Source organism: Chitinophaga alhagiae (genome assembly GCF_003568665.1).
GTDB lineage: Bacteria > Bacteroidota > Bacteroidia > Chitinophagales > Chitinophagaceae > Chitinophaga > Chitinophaga alhagiae.
Map to the genome: position 1 here is coordinate 438,285 of NZ_QXMH01000004.1, position 22,839 is coordinate 461,123.

Genomic DNA, 22,839 nt, shown 5'->3' on the forward strand with positions numbered 1-22,839 from the left:
TAATTAATGGTTAGAAATTAAACCCGAGCTTGAAGCCGAAAGACCGTGTATAAGGCATGCCCCAGCTGGTTACCCCGGGTGAAAAGCTGCCGTTGGAAATGGTCATGGACGTTTCCGGATCGTAGCCTTGCTCTGCCGCCGTCCACGTAAACAGGTTGCGGGCTATCAGCGCCAGCGATACGTTGGAAACGGGCAGGCGGCCCAGCGTTTTCTGGCTAAACATATAGGTGAGAGACAGTTCGCGCAGCTTCACATAGCTGGCATCGAACGTTGACCTGCTATTATAATCCCAGTAATATTCACCGTAATAGTTTTCCGGATCGGTCACTTTGGTATTCAGCTTGTACCCGCCCGCGCCGTCTTCAATATAACCATGCAGTATCATACCGTCTGTACGGTCGTTGGTGCCGTCGTTCCATGCAATGCCGCCGCTCTGCGGGTCCCGGCCACCCAGCGTGGTGGTGGTACGCCCGTCACTCAGCAGGTTTTTAGCTACATAAGAGTAGAACTGCCCGCCCTGGCGCCAGTCAACCAGCGCGTTGAGCGTAAAGTTCTTGTACCGGAAGCTGTTATTGATGCCCACCATAAAGTCGGGATTGTAATTGCCGATCTTTTCGTACTGGTTGAGCCGCTGGTTACTACCGTCACTGTCCAGCAGGGGTTCTCCTTTATACGGGCCGTCCGGCACGGTGGCCCACTTGCGCGCGTAAAAGTCTCCCAACTGCTGCCCTTCCCTTACTTCATACTGCACACCTTCAGCACCGCCCTGCAGGAAGCCGGTCAGGCCTTCTGTCAATTCTATGATCTTGTTGCGGTTTCGGGTAAAGTTCACATTCACGTCCCAGGTGAAAGCACCCTTTACCGGCGTGCCGGACAACCCGATCTCAAACCCTTTGTTCTGCACCTTGCCGGCGTTGATCAGCTTGGAGCTGTAACCGGAGGCCATGGTAGAAGGAATATTTACGATCTGGTTGCGGATCATGGTATTGTAGTAGGTAAAGTCAAGGCCCAGCCTGCCATTAAAGAAACGCAGGTCCGTACCCAGCTCAACAGAGGTGGCAATCAGCGGTTTCAGGGCGTTGTTCTTCAAGGCAAACTGCATGTTCGCCCTTTTTACATCTCCCCAGTCCTGCCCGAAGCTGTAGGTATTGTACAACTGGTACGGCCCGGTATCGTCACCCACCTGCGCCCAGTTGGCCCGCAGTTTAGCGAAGCTGAGCGGGCCGGAGCTGATCCGGAACATGTCTGTCAGTATCAGGCTGAGCGTGGCAGAGGGATAAAAATAGGAATTGTTGGATTTGGGCAGGGTGCTGCTCCAATCGTTACGGGCGGTAAGGTCCAGGAAAGCGTAATTCTTGTATGCTACATGGCCGGTGCCCAGCACGCTGTTGATGCGTTTGCGCTGGCGCCATGAGTTGTTGAACACGGTACCGGCCTTGGCGTTGGAAATGTTATACAGGCCGGGCATTACCAGGCTTTCGGAAGACTGAACAGTGCTGGTACCGCTCTGGTCCATGCGGTTGGCGCCGCCGGAAACGGATATGAACCAGTCCGGGTTCAGGTTCTTTTTATAGGTAAGCAGGAAGTCTGTGTTCTGCTCGCGGAACGTTTCGGTTTCAATGGCATAAGCGCCCGTAGGGTTGCGGATGGAACCGAAGGGGCGTTTGCTCTCCCGGTTCTCCGAGAACATGTCAAGGCCCGTACGCGCCATCAGGGAAAGGTCTTTGGTGATGTCTATGTTCACCGTTACATTTCCTGTTAACCGGTCCCTGTCAAAAGCATTGATGAACTGGTAAGCTACAAAGTACGGGTTGTCCATATCTCCCGGCAGATGCGTGAACTGTTCCAACCCTTCCTTGCCGGGCACCCAGTAATTGCGCAGTTTTTTGATGTCAACGTTGGGCGTAGTGGTGTACACAATGTTGCCAACGCTGCCGCGGTTAAAGGTGGGGCGGTTATCGCTCTTGTTTTTTGTATAGCCGATATTGGTGCTTACCCTTACCTTGGAGCTGAGGTTGTAACCCGCGGCCACATTCAGCGTATTACGCTTCAGGTCCGTGTTGGGGATCACCCCCTCGTTCATCAGGTTGGTATAAGAGAGGCGGAAGTTCCCGTCTTTATTATTCCCTGTAATGGCTATGTTATTGGTGAGGGTAACGCCTGTCTGGTAGAAGTCCTTATGACGGTCAGGGTAAGATACCCAGTCTGTGGGGATGGGGTCTCCATTGGCGTCCAGCGGGCTGTCCCACTGTACATGTTTGGTACCGATGTCTATTCTCGGCCCCCAGGTAGCGGGCGAAATGGTCTCGTCAGAGCCGGCCCTGTCTCCCGCCCCGAACTCGTTCTGGAAATTGGGGAACAGCCAAGCGCGGTCAAACATGGAGCTGGAGTTCACGCTTACACCCAGGCCCTTTTTAGCGCCGCTGCCGGATTTTGTGGTGATCAGTATTACGCCGTTGATGGCACGGCTGCCATACAAGGCGGAAGCGCTGGCGCCTTTGAGCACGGTTACGCTGGCAATATCGTCAGGGTTGATGTCAGACACCGTGCTGCCATAATCTACCACAGACTGGCCTACCGGTTGCCGGGGAGTGCGCACCGCACTGGCAATGGGCACACCGTCTACCACATAGAGCGGCTGGTTGGCCGAGGCGTCCCCGAAGCGGCTTTGACCGCGGATGTTCACGAGCACCGTAGCGCCGGGGTCAGAACTGGTAGCTCTTACGTTTACGCCGGTTACTTTACCGGAAAGGGAGTTGACTACGTTCACATCTTTTACGGTCGCTATTTTTTCAGCATCGAGCGTAGCAATGGAATAACCCAGCGCCTTCTCCTGCCGCTTGATGCCCAAAGCCGTTACCACCACGCCTTCCAGGCTCCGCACGTCTTGAGAAAGCTGTACGTTGACGTTACCGTTGCCGGCAGCTACTTCCCTGGTCTGGTAACCAACCGAGCTGAACACCAGTATGGAACCGGCGCTGGCCACGCGGATGCTGAAGCGGCCGTTGCCGTCTGTAGCCGTACCGTTGGAAGTACCTTTCTCCTGCACGCTTACACCGGGTACGGCCTGCCCCTGTTCATCAGTTACCTGGCCTCTTACCGCCAGATCAACAGCCCTGGGCGCGGCTATTTTCGGTTCCGCCGCCGCAGCGCGGGGGCGGATGGCGTACGCGCCTTCTCCCAGCTTCACCGCGGTGAGGCCTACGGGTGGCAGCATGCGTTCCAGCTGCTGCTCCAGGTTTCCGGCGCTGCTGGCGGCCACATATTTATCCGCCACCTGTTCATAATTATAACTGAAATGCACCTTGAAGCGGGCTTCGAGGCCGGTGAGCACCTTCAGGAGGGCCACCTTGCCGGCGCTTTTTGCGGCGCCGCGCACTAACGTTTCCTGCGCCCGGGAGGGCAGGGATCCGCACAAAACCAACATCACCAGAAATGGAGCGATAAACTTTGTAAAGCTCTTTTGCATAACGGTAGTTTTTAAATAATCTTATTCAATAACGATAGTTGAGTCACGCTGTTCTATTTTCACGCCATGCACTGCCCGCATGGCAGACAACAGCAGGCCTATCTGGTTGCCCGGGTAAGTGCCCGTAAGCCGCAGGTCTTTAGCCGCGGTTTTCCGGAACTGTACAGTATAGCCATAGGTATCTTCCAGTATTGCGGCAATGGATGAAAGCGGTTCGTTCTCGAACACCAGCCGGTGGTCTTTCCAGGCCAGGAACTTTGCCGGGTCTACCTTGCGGCGCTCGCTCCCCGTGGCGGAAACGGTCACCAGGTCTCCCGGCACCATATCCAGGTCATTCATCTTCACCTTTCCTTCCTCCAGCACCACGGTAACCGCCCCCCTCCTGTTATGTACATTGAAGGCGGTACCCATTACTTCCACATTGCCCATTGGCGTATGCACCCTGAACTTGGGGTGCAGGCCTGAAGGATGGGAGGTGACCTTGAAAAAGGCCTCCCCGTTCAACATCACCTCCCTTTCGCGGGAGGCTGACCAGGATTTTTGATAACGCAGGCGGGAATTGGCGTTCAGTATCACCCGTGAGCCGTCGGGCAGCGCCACTTCCCTGGTTTCAGCAAATGAGGTAGTGATGGTAACAGTTGCAGGTGAGGGTGGCCATAGGAATAGAATGCCTAATATCAGTGAGGCGGCCGCTGCTGATATAATATAGATCAGCCGCCGCCGTGCGGAAGATTCATTTTTTTTAGTCTGGTCAAGCGCCTGGTTGATGTTTTGCATAACTGCTGTCATTTCAGCCGGGTCAACTTCCGTTGAATGAAAACGAAGGGCCTCTACCAGTTTCCTGGCGGTGGTAATGGCCGATGCCTTGTCCGGGTTGGCGGCCTGCCAGCCGGTCCAGAACTCGTGGTTACTGCCGTGCTGCACCCAGGCCTGGAAAGAGGCGTCCGCAACAAAATCCGCTGCTTCGTAATGCCTGTAATTCGTCATAATGCTCGTGTATCTGAATAGAGGAGGCATAGAGCGGGCAAAATGCCCTCAGGGTTTGGCAACTTTTTTCGGGAAAAATGGGAATTAATGTTTCGAGAGCAGGAGCCCGTCTTTTTCCAGCACCGCCTTCAGCTCTGTAATAGCCCTGTAAACCAGCGTTCTGGCGTATTTTACTTCTTTCAGCTGCATAATGCCGGCTATCTCATCATAGCCCATGCTTTCATAAAAACGGAGGTAAATGGCTTCTTTTTGCCGGTCTGTCAGCAGGTACAGGCTGCGCTGTAGGTGGCGCGCCTTCTTTTCTTCGTGCTGGCGGTTGATCAGGAGGTTTTCAGCGGAAAGCTCCAGGCTGAAATCATAGGCTTCTTCCTGCAGGGGCTCGCCGGCGCGGCGCGTTTCCGTGCCCAGCCGGCGCACCAGCTCGCGGCGGGCGGATACCAGCAGGTAACTTTTAGGGCGCTCCGGTATGGTCAGCGTTTGCCGTTTGAGGTACAGTTGTGTAAAAAAATCCTGCAGTACATCTTTCACCAAATGGCGGTTGTCTGTGAACCGGATGCAATACCGGAACAGCAGCGGGAAATACCGCCGGTACACTTCGCCAAAAGCATCCCGGTCACCCTCCCGGAGTTTCGTCCAGAGGGTGTGTTCGTCTTGTAGCGGAATATGCAAGTTGGTCATATGCAACAAGGATTAGGGAATAGCAATCGGCGTTCCAAACTACAAACAAAAAATCATCCGGCAATACTTTCCGCGCAGGAATAACGATGAATTAATGATAAGCAGCCGCCGCCGTTGACACCTCCCTGATATTAAGCCGTTCGCACCACTTCCTGAAGTCCCGGTAAATATTGTTGAGCACTTCCTTCTGTTCAGGCGTCAGCTCCAGCACGTGGGCGCGACTGATAGTGCGCACCGGCAGGCCGCGCAGCTGCAGAAAATACTTGGCGCTCATCGGGTAAGCAATATGTATCAAAGGGTCTACCCGCTGCAGCTCCGCCTGTATCCAGGCCACATCTTCCTGCCTGTCCGGATCATTGGCGTGCTGGCACAGCCATACCAGTATTTCCGGGTAAAAGTTGCCGGAAATGGAAGACATGCCCGCCGCTCCCATCTGCAGGGAGGCCACGGCGTTGGGCGTATGCGCATCATAGAACTCCAGCTTGCTGCCCGCGGCAATGGCCAGCTTCTCCCGTACGCTGTCTACATTGCAGGAGGTATCTTTATGATAGTTCAGCCGGTTGGTGTCCAGCAGGCGTTTTAGTATTTCAGGTGAAATAATGCGTTTGTAAGGGGCCGGGCATTCATACAAACCCAGCGGTATGTTTCCCGTGAGGGAGAACAGCTTGTGAAAGCGCTCCCACAACACATCATCAGGCTCATCCACATGCGCAAAATGGCCCGTGATCAGTATCACGGAATCTATGCCCGTATCTGCTATCTTTTTAACGAACTCCGCCTTGTCTTCAATGGTAAGGCCAAAGGAGCCGGTAGCCACTATGGGCACGCGGCCGTTCACATAATTCACCACATGCCGCGTCAGCTCCAGCCGTTCATCTTCATTGATGCTGTACATTTCCGAAGAAAGACAATTGGCGAAAAAGCCCTTCACACCGGCGGCCAGGTAAAAATCAACCAGGTTCTCCACCACGCCGAAATCAATTTTCGCTTTCAGGTTGTAAGGGGTTATCATCACAGGCACAAACTTCTTTTGCATAAAATAGCCGTTTTTATAATTAATTGGAACAAATTCATGTTTTCACCATCGCCCGCTTCAACCGCGTAAACAGGGTGCCTGCCAGAAAAATGGACAGGGTGCCCACCACAATGATCATATTCACATGCATGGGGCTTTTAAGGTGCTGCCAGCTGTCAGGAAAGTATTTGGACAAAGACATCCACAGTATCACCACAATGCCGATCAGCGTGGCCGCCACCGCTTCCGTATTTTTTGCTTTGGATACCACGCCCAGCAAAAACAGCCCCAGCATGCCGCCGGCAAAGATGCCGGAAAGCTCCCACCAGATGTCCAGCACGCTCTTCACCCCTATCATGGCCATGCCAAAGCCGATGGCTATCACGCCGGTGACGGTGGTGGTGATGTAAAGCACCTTCATTTCTTTTTTTGGCCCCGGCGCTGGATTGATATAACGCTGGTAAATGTCTTTCAGGAATACCGTGGCGGAGCTGTTCATGCCGCTGGAAACGGTGCTCATGGCGGCGGAAAGGATGGCGGCAATGATGAGCCCTACCAGCCCCTTGGGTACCTTGGCCACCATGAAGTAAGGCAGTATCTTGTCCCCATAGTCCGCAGGCGTCAGCGATTCCAGCGGCACGTTCCGCTCCAGCGCTACCTGCTGCTTCACCGCCAGCAGCAGTTCCGGCTGTTGCTGAAAGTAGGCGTACAGGGCGGTGCCGATGAAAAAGAACGCCAGAGACACCGGCACGTACCAGTATACGCACAGCCATATGCTGCGCGATGCTTCTTTTTGGCTGCGGGCCGCGTGGTAGCGCTGCACGTAGTTCTGGTCCATGCCAAAGTTGTTCAGGTTGATGAAGAAGCCGTACAGGAATACCACCCAGAAGGTAGAGGTGCTGAGGTCAGTAATATTAAAGCTGCCCAGCGCAAACTTGTGGTTTGCCGCCCCTATCCTGATAATATCCGAAGGCCCGTTTTTCATTTCAAACAGGATGATGCCGAGTATAATAAGCGCTCCCGCCGTTTTGACGAGGCCCTGTATCACTTCCGTCCAGATCACCGCTTCCATGCCGCCCAGCACGGTGTATACAATGATGCACGCGCCGGTCACGATCATGATGGTTTTCATGTCTAGCCCGGTCAGCGCCTGCAATGCCAGCGCCACACCAAAAAAGATGGAGCCCATCCGCGCCAGCTGCGTGAGTATGAAACACACCATGGCGTATGTTCTGGCCCAGGCCCCGAAGCGGTGCTCCAGGTGCGTGTAGGCGCTGACCTCCCCGCTTTTGCGGTAGAACGGTACAAAGTACCGGCTCGCAATGTAAGCGGCCAAAGGCATAGACAGGCTGAACACAAAAGCGTTCCAGTTACTGCCGAATGCCTTGCCGGGCACGCCCAGGAACGTATTGCTGCTTAAAAAAGTAGCATACAGCGAAAGGCCCAGCGCCCAGCCCGGTATAGTGCCTGACGCAGTGGTGAACTGCGCCGCATTTTTGTTCTTCCTCGAAAAATACACCCCAACCAGGACCATGCTGACGAGGTAAATGAAAATAACCAGTAAATCAATTAAAGGCAGATGGCTCATAGTTGTTCGGTAGTGTCACGCGGAATATGGATGCTAAGTTTGCCAAAAATAATCACCCGCGCAATGTTTAATGTTATGAAAAGAATAGCTTAAATTACTGTAATTATGATAAACGCTCCCACCTTCCAGCAAACCAACTGGATCTTGCCGCCACAATTGCAGAAGAAACTTGAGAAACACCCGCTGGGCAAAAACCTGTACATCACGGAAATGGGCTTTTCCACTGAAAACAGCCCCCGTAGCTTATCACAGCCCAAAGGCAGTCCACATTACAGCCTGCTGTACTGCGCGCACGGCAAAGGCTGGTACGATGCGGGGCGCCGTATACCCATCAAAACCAACCAGTTCGTGATCATACCAAAAAAAATGCCCTTTTCCGCAGGGGCGGATGCCAGGGACCCATGGCGGTTGTACACGATACAATTCAACGGGCTGCTGGCGGACGAGATATACTCCTACCTCTCCACAGACAAAAAAGGTGCACCGCGCACCGTGCCGCCCCTGGTAGGGCGCATTGCCCAGTTTGATGACATCCATCACCACCTGGACCTGATGAACAACATCGAGAACCTGCTATACGCCAACTTCCGCTTTTACAGCTTTTTAGGCACCTTCCGCCTTACCGTGTTCAACTACATGAAAAAAGGGGCGGACAATATTATAGAACGCAGCATCCTTATCATGAAACAGCACCTGCACACCCAGCTCACGCTGGCAGACCTGGCCCGGGAAACACAGCTCTCCGCCTCCTACCTTTCTGCCCTGTTCAAGGAAAAGACCAAGTATTCCCCCATACAGCTCTTCACGTCCCTTAAAATACAGAAGGCCAGCCAGCTGCTGAAAGAGACCAAACTGAGCATCAAGCAGATTGCGCAGGATATGGGGTATACGGACCAATACAGCTTTTCCCGCTCCTTCAAGCTGGTGATGGGCACCTCGCCCAAACAATTCCGGGAAGAAAGATATTTACGGCGACCGCTATAAAAAACAAATCTTAAAGCGTATTTTATACCCGCATTTTTTCATTATGAGCATCCACGTAAACAGCACTTTAACATCAAACTATGCTTAGAACGCTATCTGTAGTGGCACTGGCAGCCATTACCATTACCGCCTGTACCACGCAGCCCGAAAAGACCGGGCCTGTAGATCCGAAGGTAGAAAAACTGAAACTGCCTGATAACTTTACCGCCGAGCATTTATACAGTCCGGGTGACAGTATGCAGGGCTCATGGGTATCTATGACCTTTGACCCCAAAGGCCGCATGATCGTATCAGACCAGTTCGGCTACCTGTACCGCGTAACCGTACCGGCCATAGGGGACACTACCAACCGGCTCACCGCCGAACGGCTGAAAATTGGCGCAGATACCTCTTCCAAAGTAACCATGGGGTATGCGCAAGGCCTGCTGTACGCATTCAACAGCCTGTACGTGATGGTGAACCACAACAAAGACGAGAAATTCAGCCAGGGCAGCGGCCTGTACCGCCTGCAGGATACAGACGGAGACGACCAGTTTGACAAGATCACCCTGCTCAAGGAGCTGAAAGGCGAAGGCGAGCATGGCCCGCACAGCATCATCCTCAGCCCGGATAAAAAATCGCTCTATGTGGTGGCCGGTAACTTCACCCGCATACCGGAAATGAACAGCTACCGCATGCGCCCTACAGACAGCATAGATAACCTGTTGCCCATGATCAAGGACCCCGGCGGGCACGACAGGATCGTGAATGCCCACGGCGGCTGGGTAGCGCATGTAGACTCTACCGGTTCCAACTGGGAACTGATCAGCTCTGGCTTCCGCAATCCGTTTGATATTGCGTTCAACGAGTCTGGCGACCTGTTCACGTACGATTCCGATATGGAATGGGACTTCGGCATGCCCTGGTACCGCCCCACCCGCATCTGCCATGTAACCAGCGGCAGCGAGTTCGGCTGGCGGCCCGGTACGGCCAAGTGGTCTCCCAACTACCCTGATAACCTGCCCGCCATCCTGAACATCGGGCAAGGTTCCCCCACCAACGTAGTATCAGGCAGCGATGCCCGCTTCCCGGAAAAATACCGCAAGGCCATTTATGCGTTTGACTGGAGTTTTGGCATCATCTACGCCGTACACCTGGAACCGGATGGCGCCTCTTATAAGGCCACGGCCGAAGAGTTCCTTTCCGGCGCTCCCCTGCCGCTGACAGACGGTGTAATTGGCCCTGACGGCGCTATGTACTTTCTCACCGGCGGCCGCCGGCTGGAATCAGACCTGTACCGCGTATACTATAAAGACAATACCGCAGACAACAGCCCGCTGAAAGCGCCCGCCCTCACAGACGCGCAACAGGTACGCCGCCGGCTGGAACAATACCATGGCGGCGCCCGCGCCGGTGCGGTAGACGTGGCATGGCCCTATCTGAAACATGAAGACCGGTTCATCCGCTTTGCCGCCCGCATAGCGCTGGAAAACCAGCCTGTAGCAGAATGGCAAAACCGCGCGCTCGCGGAAACAGACCCGGTCACTATCATACAAACCGGCATTGCCCTGGCCCGCCAGGGTACGCCCGTGTTGAAAGACAGCATCTTTTCCCGCCTGTTGACAGTAGACTATGGTAAACTCAGCGCCGTGCAGCAGGGAGACCTGTTGCGCGCCACCGAACTGGTGATCACCCGCATGGGCAATCCTGATGACGAACAACAGGCGCGGCTTGTTGCCTACCTCAACCCGCATTACCCGGCCGCCAACAATGCCCTCAACCGCTCCCTGAGCAAGCTGCTGGTATACCTCAACGCGCCCGATGCGGTATCCAAGACCATGGCCCTGATGGCAAAAGCCGTAGATGACAAGGAAGAACAAAAAACCGCTACTTCCTCCGAAGACCTCATCATGCGCAATCCACAATACGGGCTGGACATTGCGGACATGCTGGCCAAAATGCCGCCTATGCAGCAGACCTGGTACGCCACCGTACTGAGCCAGGCCAAAACCGGCTGGACGCCGGAACTGCAGGAAACCTACTTCAAATGGTTTGCCAACGCCTTCGGCTTCAAAGGCGGCCGCAGCTTCATTGGCTTCCTTGACAAAGCCCGGAAGAACGCGCTGGCCCTGCTGCCCAAAAACGACTTTGCCCATTTCAACAGCATTTCAGGAGATTCTCTCGTGAGCAACGGCCGCAACAGCCTGACGGCAGGTTACCCCCAGCCCAAAGGTCCCGGCAAAAGGTGGAAGCTGAAAGAAGCAGTAGCCGTAATAGACAGCGGCCTCAGCAACCGCAACTACGAACAGGGCAAAGCCATGTTTGCCGTAACCCTCTGCAGCTCCTGCCATAACATGCGCGGCGAAGGCGGCACAGCCGGCCCAGACCTTACGCAGCTGGGCACCCGCTTTACAACTAAAGACATCCTGGAAGCGATCATAGACCCCAGTAAAACGGTATCTGACCAGTACGCCGCCACGGTATTCACCATGAAAGACGGCAGTTCCGTACTGGGCAGAATGGTGAATGACGACGCCGGCAAATACTACATTTCCCAGAACCCTTTCTCACCGCAAACAGTACGTGAGCTGGACAAAGAGCAGGTAACGGGTACCAAACTCTCTAAAGTGTCTGTGATGCTGCCGGGATTGATCAACCGGCTGAATGCGGAAGAACTGAGAGATTTGATGGCCTATTTGAAGGCCGGAGGAAATCCGCAGGATACGGTGTTTCAGCAGAAGAAAAAATAACAACACCCGCTCCGCGGGTACCAGCGCCGGCCTTTTACGGGCCGGCGTTTTTTTATTCCGCCCGCCTTCCCTGCCGCGCCTCATAGATCCTTACGATCCTTTTGGTGCTGACTATGGTCATGCTATCGCTATTTTCAGGGAAGCGGCAGCGCACGCGTTGCTGTAAAACGGCTGAATAGAACAAGCCGCTGTTTTTATCCGCCCACAAATGCCGCGTGACCCGGCCAGATACGCGAACTTTTCTTTTTCCTATCATATTCTCTTCCTTGTTGTACACCATCGCAACATCTACATAAATACTGTCTGCCACCTGCCTTGTATTGTTTTCTGTTACCTGGAGGGCAACAGGGAACGCCAGTCCTTTCAGCGTGTCTTTCTCTTTCAGCAGGTAGCTCTTTGCGTCTGCCATGAAAAAGTTACCGATCATTTTTTTTACCGCGTTACTATCCAGGTAAAACCTGGCGGCAGGCGAACGGCCTAACGCAACATCTTGCCGGATACGGTCTTCCAGCTGATGGTAGTTCAGCAGCACTACCGGCTGCTCGTTATGCCCGCCGGCAAACTCCAGCGGTATTTGCCGGAAAATGCCGATGAGTTTTTTGTTAACCTGGTTGGTATCTGCCAGCCTTTCCGTACTGAAGAAAAAAAGCATCCGCCCGTTTTTCTGTTTCACGCGGGATTGCATGAACAACTCGCATTTTGTTACGCCATTTCCCCCACTGGTAAATTTGAACCATTGATGTTCTGCTTCCAGCATGGAATCCTGTCCATGTACAATGGTCACCATATCTGTGTGCATGAGGCGGACAACCGTATCAGCATGCCCACTGTTTCCGGGGCAGATATAATTGAGGAGGCAGATGGTGGCAAGGCATGCCGCGGATTTGTACAATGGAGTAAACATAAAATATCAAAGTAAGTAAACCCGGCCACATTTCATAGATACAGCCGGTCAATATTTTCCATATATCCCGCCCGCCGTTTCCTCAAACCGCTTAAGTACCGGCTTTATCTTTGCCTCCTCCAACAGCATAATGCGGTGATTACCACCGGCTGATTCAGTAAAAACGCTCTTCCCGTCTGCCTCAATACGGATAGTGCCCGGCGCAGACTCCCGGAAATATCTTCTCTCCGGCTCTATGGCATGCAATACGCTGGTGAGGTCCCAGGTTTCCCGGTTATAGGGCATTTTCATGTAGTGAAAATAGGCGTTCACTAACGGGTGCTCCCACAACTGCGGATAATAATAAGATAGTGAGCGGGCGCGGAAATGCAGGCGGGAACCTACTTCCCATCCACTCGCAATGATCCGGCCCGGCCATTGCTCAAACACCGTGCGGGCCGCAGCAATATCTTTCACCACATTATACTCCGGGAACGGCTGAGGCCCGAACATACCGGCCATCATGTATAATGCCTTCACTTTTTTGGCCACCAGCGCCCGGCCGCCCAGCGGTGAAAATTCATCGGCCCCTGACTGCAGCAGTCGGGCAATATTGGTGGAGAAACCTACCACTACCATCACTACAGACGTATCCGGCGAGGCTGCGAGCACCTTACGCTGCAATTTATAGGCCTCCGGTACTTTTTCCGCCAACGTGGAATCATAGGTAAAGAACGGCCGTCCTTCTTCCGTGTACTTCACTGTTTGCATATTGTACCTTCCCGGCTCCGGCGTGGGGCCGTTGTTGCCTACGTAACCCAGGGGTATGTGCCCAAGGCCGTAGGTGCGGTTCATCAGGTCTGTGAACGTAACGGCGTAAGGATGGCCCTTACTGATGGTAACGGCCTTCAGGTCAGCTCTCCGGGCTTTATGGTACGTGTACAGCATGGACAGGGCCAACACATCATCTACATCATTCCCCATGTCCGTATCAAAGATGACCGGTACCGGTCCTGTTTGCGCTTGGAGGGGTATATCTGTTAGCAGCAGCAATGCCGCGAAGGAGACGTGGAATATTGTTTTCATCATAGGGTTTGAATGTTTGGGCTAAAATATACTTTCTATGAGTGATTAACCAGCCATTTTTAAGAGAAAACCTGCAGGCTAAGAGATGCTTTCAAACATCTAAAAAATTGATAACCAAACATATGTATACACTCTTTCTCTGAAATCCAGCTGTCTATTTTTTAAACTTCCAATCTTTCGCCGCCAAGGCTTCCCGAAGCAGGTTCACCCCTTTCGGCCCCATACCATGCAGGTTGGCCACTTCTTTTTCCGTAACAGCGGTGAGTTGTTGAAGGCTGGTAAGGCTGGCCGCAGCCAATGCACGCAAGGCCGGCTGCGAAAGCCCCTTGGGGAAATCTCCTATATCTGTGATCTTCTTCATGCTCCAATTTCGGGATTTTGAAGATTAAAACCAACGGGCCGCCCCCCTGCCACCTGCTCCTATTTATTGTCCAAGAAACACCCAAACCAGCTACAGTAAAGGATTTAATAAATTGGCACGGTTTCTGCAAATATCCAGCCGGATGCGATAAATCTAAAAATTTTAACCATGAAACAGTTATTGACAGCATTAGCAGCAGTTAGCATACTGGCCTCCTGTGGCGGCAACGCGGACACTGCAGCTATTGAAAGTGCAAGAAAGGCCACTATAGACTCTATGAATGCTATTGCGGCCGCAAAACAGCATGTAATTGACTCCATGAACGCTGTAAAGGCTAACCGCACCAAAGCGGCTTCTTTCAACAGCCATGAAAATACCGCCGCGGCTCCCGTAACGGAAACCGCAGCTGCTCCCGCTCCGGCCAAGAAGAAATGGAGCCATACTGCCAAGGGCGCCGTTGTTGGCGCAGGTGCAGGCGCCATTACCGGGGCCATCGTCAATAAAGACCGTGTGAAAGGCGCTGCTATCGGTACCATCATTGGCGCCGGTGTAGGCGCTGGTACAGGGGCTATTGTAGACAAGCAGGTGAAGAAAAAACAGGCACAACAATAGATAACACAGGTGTAATTATAAATCGTTTGACAACCCAGGCGCCTTCCATTTTGGAGGGCGCTTTTATTTTCACTGCAACGGCAGATGTTTAATCATCCAGCCCCTTCCCCTCCAATATCTGCTGCACATACTTCTCCACCCTTGCCTCCCGCGTCTTGGGCTGCCTGGCTGAATTGAAATGGAAAAGATACCCCCGCTGCCTACCCGGCGTCAACGCTTCAAAAGCCTTTTTCAGCGCCGGCATTTTATCCAGCTTGTTTTGAAATTCTTCCGGCACGGGGTAATCCGCCGTTTTTCTCATTTCCACTTTTGCGCCGGATTCCTCCACTTCAACCGCTTCAAAAATGTATTTTTTGAGCGCGGGCGCCAGCTTCTTTATTTCGCTGGCGCTGGTGAAACGGATCTGGCGGGCGGATTGCACATTCTCCGTTTGCTGTATCAGGATGCCTTTGGGATCTTTCAGCAAGGCGCCCTTAAAAAACAGGTACGCACAATAATCCTTGAAGGCATGAATCAGAACGATGTTACTTTTCTCGTAGGTGTAACAGGGGCAGCCCCATTTCAATTCTTCGGTCAGCTGGCAATCCAGCGCGATCTGCCTCAAAAGCTCCAGCTCTTCCTTCCACTGTTTGGCTTTGTTAAAGAAGAAATCAACTTTGGGATTCATAGCGTTACATTTATTAACCAGCTAATACGGCTTTCCGGCCAGGGGGCCTGAAATACCAGGATATTACCGTCAGCGCCAGCAACAGCAACGCGGGGAACATTTTGTTCATGTCTCCTGTTGCGAAATGCGAAAAGATGGCCCCTGACATTACAAAGAAAAAGCCTGCGTATGCCCATTCTTTCAGCAAAGGATACCTGGGAATAAGCACTACCACAGCACCCAGAATTTTGCAGATGCCCAGCAGGGTCAGCAAATAGACCGGGTAACCCAAATTTATAATAAAATCCGTTTCTTCTTTTACCCGGAGCAATTGCACCAGGCCGGTGGAGACCATACCCAATGCCAGCCATATGGTAGCGATCCAGTATATTATTTTGTTTCTCTTTGACATACGGTTTTATTTAAGTTTGCCAACAATTTTTTCCAGTTGAGCGTGCGCCATGTTGATGCCTTGTTTGAAGGGCAGCTGCAGGTTCTGATCACGAAGCTCCGGTGTTCTGTATATGGTGTGGATGGTGAGCTTGCTGGTATTGTCCGTCAATTTTTCAAATTCCAGGAACTCCAGCGTTACGTCAAACGGCGCATTGTCCATTTCAAACGTACGGGTGATCTTCTTTTCGGGGATAAATTCATGGATGGCGCCATGAGCGCCGAATAACACGTTCCCTTTATCGTCCGATGTCTGGAACTGCCAGCCGCCGTGCCTTTTGTTCTCCAGCTTCAGCACCTTTGTTCCCATCCATTGCTCCAGTATCTCAGGTTCTGTGTATGCTTTGAAAAGCAGCGCTACCGGCAGGTCAAAATCCCGGGTGATCACCAGGTCGTGCCGGCCATTCTCGGCATGGATCTTTGTTTTCATTTCCATATGGGCTTATTTTTTAGGTTTATAGTTTTTCATGATACTCTCCAGTTTATTGAACCGGTCATCCCACAACTGGCGGAAAGGTTCAATGAAGTCCGCTATTTCTTTCATCTTTTTTGGGTTGAGGTGATAGTATATTTCGCGGCCGTTCTGCTCCTGCTTCAGCAATTCGCATTCGGTCAATATCTGCAGGTGTTTGGATACGGTTGGCCGTGCCGTATCAAAATTGGAGGCAATGGCCCCCGCCGTCATGGCCTGTGAGGCTACCAGCACCAGTATGGCCCTCCTTGTAGGGTCTGCTATGGCCTGGAAAACGTCTCTTCTCAGATTCATTGCGTAGCTATTTGACTACAAATATACATGTAGCCATTTAACTACGCAAATATTTCTTTGATTTTTTTTGAAACCGGCGGGACATGCCGTTGTTTTGTCTGTGAATATAGAATCGGGAACGCCGCTGGCCGGCAAGCTGACAGACATTTAAGGTACAATGGTGCGGAAGGTGAGGTTCACGCGCGGAGCGTGTATAGTGGCTGATTTGGGTATGCTGTGCCGCCAGAAGGCCTGTGTTTCCCCGCGCATCACCAGCAGGCTGCCATGCTGCAACAGTACAGACACGGTTTCCCCGCTGGTTTTATGCCGCAGCAAGAACTTCCGCTCCGCGCCCAGGCTCACGGAGGCAATAGTGGTGTTGCGGCCCAGGGCGGCCTCATCGTCACTATGCCAGGCCATGCCTTCCGCGCCGTTGCCGTACAGGTTGAGCAGGCATGAATTGAATACGGCACCCAGTTTGTGCTCTACTACGGTTTTCAGCTCAAGTAGCTCCCGCGTCCAGGGAAGGGCCTCGCGGGTTACGCCGGAATAGGTGTAGCGGTAGCGTTCGTTGCCATACCAGGCTACTTTCCTTTTGGTGCTGCGCAGCTCACCGGCCACAAACACCTGATCATGCTGCCAGGGAATGATGTGAAGCAAGGCCTGAAGGTAGTGGTCTGCATCCGGCAGTACCGGGCCATAGTAATTCACTTCGCCGTTGCGGGGTAAAAGATTGCTGCCGTATTCCGAAAAGAGGTCTATCATAATTTTGAGGCCAGCGCCTTGTAATAGTTATCGAAACCATCCGGGGTGGTGCTGAGAAAAAGATAAGGCTCTATCAGCTCCAGCTCCATCAGGTAAAATTCGTTGTTCCTGATAATACCGTCTACACGTGCATAGAGCGTGTCTTTGGCGAACTGCTGTACATAAACGGCGGCTTTTTCTTCAAATACAGCGCCGGCACCGGCTGGCGCATAGGTACCGCCGTGAATGTGCTGCACCCTGAAGTCTCCTGCCTTCGGCACTTTCAACAAGCTATGACTGAACCGCCCGCCGAAGAAGAGGAATGACCATTCTCCCTGTTCCACTTCCGGCAGGTAGGGCTGCACCAGGTAGTCCTCCGCCTGCAACATGATGTACAGTTTATCTTCTTCCGCTACCGCTTCTTCCCGCCGCAACAGCAAGGTATTCCTGGCGCCCGCGCTGATACTGGGCTTGATCACTATCTGTGCCGTGTTCCACCGGTTGAAGAACGTTTCCAGCCCGGGCAGGCTCCCTTGCGGCAGCAACGCGGTGGGTATAACAGGCAGCCCGCTATCCGCAATTTCCGGCAGGTATTTTTTATTGCTGTTCCAGATGACCGTATCTGCAGGGTTTTGCACGGCCACACCGGCCGCCTGCAGAGAGCGCAGCCACCCATGGAACGCCGCCGCCTGCTCGTGGTAATCCCAGGTGGATTTAAGCACCACCAGGTGGTAGCTTTTCCAGTCTGTTTGCGGGTTGCTCCACACTTCCCTGTTCACTTCCAGGCCTTTTCCTTGTAACCATGCCTGCAGTTGGGCGTCTTCGCCGTCATGTTCCGTTGCCTGGGCCTCACAGGTAACCAGGGCTATTCTTTTTGCCATGCTTTGTTCCTTTTGCCTGCAAGTTATCAACTTAATGCGTCATGAAAAATAATGCCCATGCTGTGGCGTTCGCCGCTATGCAGCGGGCTCACGCCGTGTTTCATATTGACGCGGTAGTACCCCCTGCTGCCCCTGGCGGGCCGGAAGCTGGTAGTGAAGAGCAGCATGTCTCCCCTGCCGGGCGTTAGCACATTGGCTTTTGACTGGGCGCGGGGTATTTGTTCCGTGATCACAAATTCGCCGCCGGTAAAGTCTTCATTGGCCTGGTTGAGTACAAACACCATCTGCATCGGGAAGTACACTTCCCCGTAAAGGTCCTGGTGCAGCGTGTTGAAACCGCCTGCGCCGTATTTGAGGATGAGTACGTTGGGCTTTGTTTGCCCTTTGTCCGCGCACAACTTCTTCATGCCGGCATGTGTGGCGGGGAAACGGGTATCCAGGCCCAGTTCCTCCATCCAGCGGTTGGCAACAGGCGCAATGTATGGGTATACATTTTCCCGCAGTTCCGTAATGAGGTTGGGAAGCGGGTAACGGAAATATTTATACTCCCCGCTGCCGAAGCGGTAACGTTCCATGCTGATAGTTTTGCGGTAGTTCTCGCTTTCCTGGTAATCTGCTATCAATTGTTCGCACTCCTGCTTGCACAATATTTGGGGTACAATGGCAAATCCCTGTTCATGCAACTGCATGGCGATCTGCTCCCAGTTTTGTGCTGCGATGCGTTCTTTGACCGTTTTCATGATGTAATGATTTTATGCTGTACGATGGCGGCGGGCGGCTTCCCAGCCTATGATGGCGTTTTTCCTGACGCCGCCCCAGTGGTATTCCCCTATTTCGCCGCTGGCTTTGATAACGCGGTGGCAGGGTATGAGAAAGGCCACGGGATTGTTGCCCACGGCGGTACCGGCGGCGCGGAAAGCGCCCTCATGACCGGCCTTGCGGGCCAGGTCCGCATACGTGGTAAGGCCGCCGGGTGGTATTTTCAACAGGGTTTCCCATACTTTGATCTGGAAATCCGTGCCTTTGAGGTGCAGCCTGATCTCTTCCAGCCGGCTCCAGTCCTGGCTGAATACGAACAACGCGTTTTGTTGTATCATATCTACCCGCTGGTGGTAGCCGGCGTTAGGGAACATGCGTTTGAGCTGCGCCAGCGCGGGGCCTTCTCCTTCATCCGCAAATGCCATGTGGCAGATGCCTTTGCCTGTAGATGCTACGATGACCGTACCGAAGGGCGTATCGGCAAATGAATAGTTGATCTGCAGAGAGGCGCCGCCGTTCTTGTATTCGCCCGGCGTCATGCCTTCTATTTTCACAAAGAGGTCGTACAGGCGGCCGGTGCCGGAAAGACCGGTCTCAAAAGCGGTATCGAACAGGGAGGCGCCGGTGGTTTTGAGTATTTCCTTGGCATGTTCCACACTGAGGTATTGCAGGAACTGCTTGGGCGTTACGCCCGCCCACTGCTGGAACATGCGCTGGAAATGGAACGGGCTGAGGTGTACGTGTTCCGCCACTTCTTCCAGTTTGGGCTGGGCCTTGAAGTTTTCCCTGAAAAACCCGATGGCTTCCGCTATTCTCCTGTAATCCAGTTCCTGTTGCGTTTCCATGATCGTTGATGTTTAAATATACGGCAAAATTACCGGTGAATGGCGGGTTTGGAAACCCGTTTCTTGCTGTGGTGGTGGTGTTGTAAGGCGGCGGTCGAAGTGGGAACCGTGTTGTTGCTGCAAGCTGGCCGCCCCGGCCGGTAGCCATTTCCAGCCATGTTATAGCCGCGCCCGTTACCGCCGTTGCGCTTCCATGGCCAGCAATTGCTTTTTGCGCTCCGTGCCCCAGAAATAGCCGTCAAACTTCCCATTGCTGCGTACTACGCGGTGGCAGGGCACCAGGAAGCACACGGGATTGTCTCCCACGGCGGTACCTGCGGCCCGTGCCATTTGCGAGCTGCCGGCTAATTGCGCATAAGTAGTAACAGCGCCGGAGGGAATGGCCAGCAACTTTTGCCAGATGCTTAACTGGAAAGGCGTGCCTTTCAGGTGCAGGCGCAGCGGCTGCCGGGTGCGGCCCGGGTGGTTCAGCCATTGCAACGCCTGTTGGTGGAACACGTCTTCCTGTTTGCTAAAAGCGGCGCCGGTGAGGCGGCGCCCCAGATCTGTCAGCGCCAGCTCCCGGTACCCGTTGGTGAACCCCGCATAGCAGATGCCCTGCGGTGTGGCGGCCAGCAGTATTTCACCGATGGCGGTGTTGTACACGCCATAATGAATGGGGAGGCCAGGCAGTTCTTCTTTTTTCAGCTCCCGGATGGTAACAGCTGGCTGATGCTGCCTGCGGGCATCCTGCGGGAGGTTCGTCATTCGCGCTCTGATAGCGGCGGGATGCAGGTCTTGTGTGATGGTTTGCATGATCTTTCTTTTTAAAACAAAATTAGGCGCAACCGCCGCCCTGATCAACCCGTTTCTTGCGCGTTTTTCCAGCGGCGGTATTTTTCGGGCAGGCATGCGGCGCAGGGGCGGTAGCCATGCGCCAGCGCTTCTGCTTCGTCTTTAAAAAACACCCTGTTAGCCGTTTTCATGCGTTGGCCGGCACTGCAGCGCAGCGTGCCGTATATGCGCGCCTTTTTATACCCGCCCAGCGTGACGGCGCCGGAACGCACCAGCAGCGCCAGCTGGCGGCTGCGCGAAAAATCGGTATGGCCCAGTTGCAAATGATGGTACATACCCGCAAAGTACGGCCGCAGCGCGGCAGCGCCAACCCGTATCTTGCGGCAGATGGGCCAGTATTCCGGTTTTTTCCTGCAACTGGATGACCGGAATGCGGAAGAAGCACCGGATCTTTGCGGCTCACGTTCGTCAACCATGCAAAACATTCAGCAGAACATTGCCCGCGTAAGGGATAGCATCCGGCGCGCCTGCCAGGCCTGCGGGCGCAACCCGGAAGAAGTGCAGCTGCTGCTGGCCACCAAAACGGTACCGGCGGCAAGCATCCGCATAGCCATTGAAGCGGGTGAAAGGCTTATAGGGGAAAACAAGGTACAGGAGCTGCGGGACAAAGATGCCGCCTTGCAGGGACTGCCCGTAGAGCGGCATTTCATTGGCCACCTGCAAAGCAATAAAATAAAAGACGTACTCAAATACGCCACCTGCATCCAGTCTATAGACCGCCTCAGCATTGCGGAGCAACTGCACAAGCGGCTGGAAGCCGAAAACCGCACTATAGACATCTATGTACAGGTCAACACCTCTGAAGAAAGCAGCAAGTTCGGCATCCCCCCGGAAGAGGCCCTGCCTTTCATCCTGGCCCTGCAACACTTTAACACCCTGCGCCTCAAGGGGCTGATGACCATCGGCCTGCTGGACGCGGACCCGGAATACCGGCGCCCTTCATTGCGCAAGCTGCGCCTGGTGCGAAACCAGCTGCTGCGCGAGGGCATTGCCGGCCCGCTGGGGCTCTCCATGGGCATGAGCGGGGATATGGAAATGGCCATTGAAGAAGGAGCTACCCTGGTACGTATAGGCACCGCCGTATTCGGGAACAGGGTACCGGGGAAAGAAGTATGGAACGAAAGCGGGGCGCAACATTAAAACATGCAACAATAAAAGTTTATCACTACATTAGCCGGCAAACCGCTTACTTATGAAAGTATGGAAAACACTGGGCTGGGCTTTGCTGGCCATACTTGTAGTGATACAATTCTTCAGGCCTGCCAGGAACACGGCCGCCGTTCCCTCCGCCAACGATATTTCCACCGCCTACGCCGTACCCGCGGAAGTCAGTACCATTCTCGGCAAAGCCTGTAACGACTGCCACAGCAACAATACCACATATCCCTGGTATGCATCTGTACAGCCGGTAGCCTGGTGGCTGGCCAAACATGTGAATGACGGTAAGCGCCACCTCAACTTTTCCGAATTTACCGCCTATCCCCTCGCCCGCCAGTTCCACAAACTGGAAGAGACCGTAGAAATGGTGAATGAAAAGGAAATGCCTCTCAACTCCTATACCATTATTCATACCAATGCCACACTCACAGACGCGGAAAGGAAGCTGCTGGTGAACTGGTGCGAAAGCATCAAGGATACCATGCGGGCGCGGTACCCGGCAGATAGCCTGGTACGAAAAAAAAGACCGTAAGCACCACTCCTAGTTTGCCTGCGTAGCAATGTACTCGAAGCGGGATCTGTAACGCTCCACACTGGGCACGTACACCGCGGCGGTGGAGGCCACCGGCAGCCCCTGCTCATTGTACAATACGCTCCGATGTACCTGGTCCATGAACAGGTTCACGCCCCAGTTACCTTTTGACAGGCGCGGCGTGCCGTTCATATGGAACGGGAGATTGAAAATGCCTGACAACTGCAGGTTCATACAGCTTTCTATCACCGGGCCGTTGTCATACTCATCATATATTTCCGTTGTATACAGCGGAGTGATGGAACGTTTCAGGTTATCGTTCTCATAAACATACCAGGTGGTATCAAGCCCGGATTTCGGGTTCTCGAATATGACCCTTACGGTATCCGGGCCATACGTATACAATGTTTGCCCGGTGCCGTACGTTATGCTGAAAGGAAGGGTGTCATTGCCTTCGTAATGGTATGTTCTGGCGTAGACCGTACCTCCCGCTTCCGTTGTATACACTTCTTTCACGCGGAACTGCCCGTCGTACACCAGTGAGTCTACGGAAGACAAACGCAGGTTGACCGTGTCGTTCCGGGCGGCGCTGACGTAAGTATGCCGGGTAACGGGTTTGTAATAACTGTTATAGCTGATCTCCCAAAGGAGCTTGGAGCGCGAAAACGGCGGATCGCCGGGGAGCGGGTTGCCGCCATAGTACTCGGTGATCTGTACCATACGGCTGATCAACCATTGCGGGCGGGTGGGCGGTTCAGGGCCTTCCCGGTCTTTCATACACCCGGCAGTGGCCATCAATGCGCATGCGGATAGTATCAGGTAGCAGGTTTTCATGCTACTAAAGTTAACCGGG

Annotated in this window: 24 protein-coding genes; 5 read left to right on the top strand and 19 right to left on the bottom strand. The window is 53.6% G+C overall.

Annotation, left to right across the window (positions count from 1 at the left end; translation table 11 throughout):
- Window positions 1–10 precede the first annotated feature (10 nt).
- The 5 genes from D3A97_RS20935 to D3A97_RS20955 form a co-directional block, all read right to left on the bottom strand.
- Complete coding sequence (locus D3A97_RS20935) at window positions 11–3,469, bottom strand: SusC/RagA family TonB-linked outer membrane protein (protein WP_119080494.1); 3,459 nt, start codon at window positions 3,467–3,469, stop codon at window positions 11–13.
- Window positions 3,470–3,490: 21 nt separating this feature from the next.
- Complete coding sequence (locus tag D3A97_RS20940; RefSeq protein WP_198674106.1) at window positions 3,491–4,456, bottom strand: FecR family protein; 966 nt, start codon at window positions 4,454–4,456, stop codon at window positions 3,491–3,493.
- An 84-nt stretch (window positions 4,457–4,540) separates the two neighbouring features.
- Window positions 4,541–5,134, bottom strand: a complete 594-nt coding sequence (locus D3A97_RS20945; RefSeq protein ID WP_119080496.1) for an RNA polymerase sigma factor — start codon at window positions 5,132–5,134, stop codon at window positions 4,541–4,543.
- Between the two features lie 91 nt (window positions 5,135–5,225).
- A complete protein-coding gene (locus D3A97_RS20950; RefSeq protein WP_119080497.1) occupies window positions 5,226–6,170 on the bottom strand; it encodes a dihydrodipicolinate synthase family protein in 945 nt (314 codons plus the stop codon).
- A 34-nt stretch (window positions 6,171–6,204) separates the two neighbouring features.
- Window positions 6,205–7,683: a sodium:solute symporter family protein gene (locus tag D3A97_RS20955; RefSeq protein WP_232826035.1), complete on the bottom strand. Its 1,479-nt coding sequence runs from the start codon at window positions 7,681–7,683 to the stop codon at window positions 6,205–6,207.
- 159 nt (window positions 7,684–7,842) lie between these two features.
- On the opposite strand from D3A97_RS20955, the gene D3A97_RS20960 reads away from it, so the two are divergent.
- Both D3A97_RS20960 and D3A97_RS20965 read left to right on the top strand, forming a co-directional pair.
- Complete coding sequence (locus tag D3A97_RS20960; RefSeq protein ID WP_119080499.1) at window positions 7,843–8,721, top strand: AraC family transcriptional regulator; 879 nt, start codon at window positions 7,843–7,845, stop codon at window positions 8,719–8,721.
- 80 nt (window positions 8,722–8,801) lie between these two features.
- Complete coding sequence (locus D3A97_RS20965) at window positions 8,802–11,450, top strand: c-type cytochrome (RefSeq protein ID WP_119080500.1); 2,649 nt, start codon at window positions 8,802–8,804, stop codon at window positions 11,448–11,450.
- Between the two features lie 52 nt (window positions 11,451–11,502).
- Here the strand turns inward: D3A97_RS20965 and D3A97_RS20970 are convergent, their stop codons facing one another.
- The 3 genes from D3A97_RS20970 to D3A97_RS20980 form a co-directional block, all read right to left on the bottom strand.
- Entirely contained in the window at window positions 11,503–12,249 is a 747-nt protein-coding gene (locus D3A97_RS20970; protein WP_157986666.1) for a hypothetical protein, read from the bottom strand.
- Between the two features lie 153 nt (window positions 12,250–12,402).
- Window positions 12,403–13,422, bottom strand: coding sequence for a nucleoside hydrolase (locus D3A97_RS20975; RefSeq protein ID WP_119080502.1), 1,020 nt, complete (start codon window positions 13,420–13,422; stop codon window positions 12,403–12,405).
- Window positions 13,423–13,573: 151 nt separating this feature from the next.
- Window positions 13,574–13,780: a helix-hairpin-helix domain-containing protein gene (locus D3A97_RS20980; RefSeq protein ID WP_119080503.1), complete on the bottom strand. Its 207-nt coding sequence runs from the start codon at window positions 13,778–13,780 to the stop codon at window positions 13,574–13,576.
- A gap of 168 nt (window positions 13,781–13,948) precedes the next feature.
- Between D3A97_RS20980 and D3A97_RS20985 the strand changes: the two genes are divergently transcribed.
- Window positions 13,949–14,392 (top strand): YMGG-like glycine zipper-containing protein, encoded by a 444-nt coding sequence (locus tag D3A97_RS20985; RefSeq protein WP_119080504.1) that lies wholly within the window; start codon window positions 13,949–13,951, stop codon window positions 14,390–14,392.
- A gap of 88 nt (window positions 14,393–14,480) precedes the next feature.
- Here the strand turns inward: D3A97_RS20985 and D3A97_RS20990 are convergent, their stop codons facing one another.
- From D3A97_RS20990 to D3A97_RS21035, 10 genes are all read right to left on the bottom strand, one after another.
- On the bottom strand, window positions 14,481–15,059 hold the full coding sequence (locus D3A97_RS20990; RefSeq protein WP_119080505.1) for a YdeI/OmpD-associated family protein: 579 nt from the start codon (window positions 15,057–15,059) through the stop codon (window positions 14,481–14,483).
- 13 nt (window positions 15,060–15,072) lie between these two features.
- The gene (locus D3A97_RS20995; RefSeq protein ID WP_119080506.1) at window positions 15,073–15,450 is read right to left on the bottom strand and encodes a DoxX family protein; all 378 of its coding nucleotides are present in this window, start codon (window positions 15,448–15,450) and stop codon (window positions 15,073–15,075) included.
- Between the two features lie 6 nt (window positions 15,451–15,456).
- Window positions 15,457–15,924 (bottom strand): SRPBCC family protein, encoded by a 468-nt coding sequence (locus D3A97_RS21000; RefSeq protein ID WP_119080507.1) that lies wholly within the window; start codon window positions 15,922–15,924, stop codon window positions 15,457–15,459.
- A 6-nt stretch (window positions 15,925–15,930) separates the two neighbouring features.
- Window positions 15,931–16,254 carry an ArsR/SmtB family transcription factor gene (locus D3A97_RS21005; RefSeq protein ID WP_119080508.1) on the bottom strand — a complete coding sequence of 108 codons (324 nt, stop codon included), beginning with the start codon at window positions 16,252–16,254 and terminating at the stop codon, window positions 15,931–15,933.
- 147 nt (window positions 16,255–16,401) lie between these two features.
- Entirely contained in the window at window positions 16,402–16,998 is a 597-nt protein-coding gene (locus tag D3A97_RS21010; protein ID WP_232826036.1) for an alpha-ketoglutarate-dependent dioxygenase AlkB family protein, read from the bottom strand.
- Entirely contained in the window at window positions 16,995–17,858 is an 864-nt protein-coding gene (locus tag D3A97_RS21015; protein ID WP_157986667.1) for an ATP-grasp domain-containing protein, read from the bottom strand. The genes D3A97_RS21010 and D3A97_RS21015 overlap by 4 nt, the downstream gene beginning before the upstream one ends.
- Window positions 17,859–17,884: 26 nt before the next feature.
- Window positions 17,885–18,598, bottom strand: coding sequence for a 2OG-Fe(II) oxygenase (locus D3A97_RS21020; RefSeq protein ID WP_119080510.1), 714 nt, complete (start codon window positions 18,596–18,598; stop codon window positions 17,885–17,887).
- A 12-nt stretch (window positions 18,599–18,610) separates the two neighbouring features.
- Window positions 18,611–19,462 (bottom strand): methylated-DNA--[protein]-cysteine S-methyltransferase, encoded by an 852-nt coding sequence (locus D3A97_RS21025; RefSeq protein WP_119080511.1) that lies wholly within the window; start codon window positions 19,460–19,462, stop codon window positions 18,611–18,613.
- Between the two features lie 174 nt (window positions 19,463–19,636).
- A complete protein-coding gene (locus tag D3A97_RS21030; RefSeq protein ID WP_157986668.1) occupies window positions 19,637–20,257 on the bottom strand; it encodes a methylated-DNA--[protein]-cysteine S-methyltransferase in 621 nt (206 codons plus the stop codon).
- Window positions 20,258–20,301: 44 nt separating this feature from the next.
- Window positions 20,302–20,712 carry an Ada metal-binding domain-containing protein gene (locus tag D3A97_RS21035; protein WP_232826037.1) on the bottom strand — a complete coding sequence of 137 codons (411 nt, stop codon included), beginning with the start codon at window positions 20,710–20,712 and terminating at the stop codon, window positions 20,302–20,304.
- Between D3A97_RS21035 and D3A97_RS21040 the strand changes: the two genes are divergently transcribed.
- Entirely contained in the window at window positions 20,711–21,436 is a 726-nt protein-coding gene (locus D3A97_RS21040; protein ID WP_119080513.1) for a YggS family pyridoxal phosphate-dependent enzyme, read from the top strand. The two genes, D3A97_RS21035 and D3A97_RS21040, sit on opposite strands and share 2 nt — an antisense overlap.
- A gap of 52 nt (window positions 21,437–21,488) precedes the next feature.
- Window positions 21,489–21,986: a heme-binding domain-containing protein gene (locus tag D3A97_RS21045; RefSeq protein ID WP_119080514.1), complete on the top strand. Its 498-nt coding sequence runs from the start codon at window positions 21,489–21,491 to the stop codon at window positions 21,984–21,986.
- Window positions 21,987–21,995: 9 nt separating this feature from the next.
- Here D3A97_RS21045 and D3A97_RS21050 read toward each other — a convergent pair whose 3' ends face one another.
- Entirely contained in the window at window positions 21,996–22,820 is an 825-nt protein-coding gene (locus D3A97_RS21050) for a hypothetical protein (protein WP_157986669.1), read from the bottom strand.
- Window positions 22,821–22,839: the final 19 nt, after the last annotated feature.